Here is a 1619-nt window from a genome sequence, read left to right as displayed (position 1 = left end):
TTTCGGACACCTGCCTTCTCTCAATTAGTTTACACAATCAAGATTTTTGTGTCCACTTTTTCATACTAACACCATATGGATATAAATGTACTGCTCTTTTTCTTATACTTTCACTAGAAAAAAAAGCATTTTCTACTCCGCCGAAAACATTACATACTTTCTTAAGAAATTATGTTGATGAAGCTGCAAAAAACGGAGAATTCAATGAAAACTATGATATTGATTATATTTTCAAAGCCCTCTATTCTTCTATAAGAGGAACAGTGTTTGACTGGTGTACATATAAAGGAACTTCTGATTTAAAGGAGGATTTTTCATTAACATTTGATATACTTATTAATAAATTTAAAAAACAATAAACTTTAAAATATAAAATTTATTCTTTTTAACGTGAACAATGCTCTTATTTATATCTTTTAAATATGGTATAATATATTTATATTGTAGAAAGGGGCAATTTTATGGGTGATAATGAAACAAAGAATAAAATAATCGCAGCTGCTGAAGAATTATTCAAACAAAAAGACTACGAAGATATTTCCATCAGGGAAATCTGCCAGCTAGCCGGTATATCAATAGGAGCATTTTACCGTTATATAGGATCAAAAGATAAATTATTTAAGATATATCATCTGAAACTTGGAGCCGAGTCAATGAAATTAGTGCTTGAACGTACTGATAACAAGCTTCCTGTGGAAAAAATCGTTATTATAATAGACATATATCTGGATTTTATATTGTATTACGGCTATAAATTTGTTAAATATTTTCTTTCACTGTCTTTGGAAAATGAGATGTTTGCTGCTCCTCCGGGTGCACTTGACACTTTTTTGAGAGTTTATATTTCCGAGGCATTTGAAGGTGGTTACTTTAACTCAAAATATGATATTGATTATGTTTACAGAGTTATTTACTCATCATTGCGCGGAGCTACATTTGACTGGTGTATGAATATGGGGAAAAATGATCTTCGTGCTGATTATACCGCTACATTAAACATATTACTTGATGAATTTACAAAGAAATAATTTTTCTAAAAAATAATGAAAAATATATATTAATTGAAAAAGTAATTTGATAACAAAAAAAGACACCATGTTTTATAAATACTATATGGTGTCTTTTTATTATGTTGTTTTAAAATTCAGTGTAATAAATACTTGAAGTATTGTCCCCCGTTTAATCTTTAATTACTGCTCTAAAAATATTATTTCCAAATGGAGTTTATCATATTATTGTGATTTTTCTGTAAAAAAGTCTTGTTTGAATTTTATCCCAAAAGTATTTCATTCTGTCTATTTACAAATTCTATATTAAAAATGAGCTTTTCAGCTCATTTGGGATGTTGATTTATATGATTTTTAAGAAATAAATCACTTTATAAATTTTTATTATTTAGAAGAAAAGTATAAATATCTTTTTGTTCAGATAATTCCACTTTTCTTCATTCAAATAAATATGCTTAGTTCCAAAATATATTTATTTTTTTAAAATGCTACTTTCAGATTCAATCCTACCTGATAGTCTTCTTCCTTGTTGCTGCCTGCTGTTTTATACTGTCCTGTCAGGAAAACTCCGTATCTGTCCTGAAATTCCACTCCTACTCCTCCGTTTGTAGT

2 protein-coding genes are annotated in these 1619 nt (G+C 28.2%); both read left to right on the top strand.

Features of this window, described 5'->3' with window-relative positions:
- Positions 1-359: hypothetical protein (locus tag NK213_RS19970; protein WP_253352614.1), on the top strand; the 359-nt coding region annotated here is incomplete at its 5' end.
- A gap of 102 nt (positions 360-461) precedes the next feature.
- Positions 462-1028: a TetR/AcrR family transcriptional regulator gene (locus NK213_RS19965; RefSeq protein WP_253352611.1), complete on the top strand. Its 567-nt coding sequence runs from the start codon at positions 462-464 to the stop codon at positions 1026-1028.
- Positions 1029-1619 lie beyond the last annotated feature (591 nt).

Origin of the sequence: Sebaldella sp. S0638 (assembly GCF_024158605.1) — a bacterium.
Classification (GTDB): Bacteria; Fusobacteriota; Fusobacteriia; order Fusobacteriales; family Leptotrichiaceae; genus Sebaldella.
The sequence above is the reverse complement of the archived record's forward strand: the minus strand, read 5'-3'. Positions and strand labels throughout refer to the sequence as shown.

Bases quoted from the DNA above. Each gene is read 5' to 3' on its own strand.
- NK213_RS19965 (WP_253352611.1), top strand. From the start codon at position 462: ATGGGTGATAATGAAACAAAGAATAAAATAATCGCAGCTGCTGAAGAA.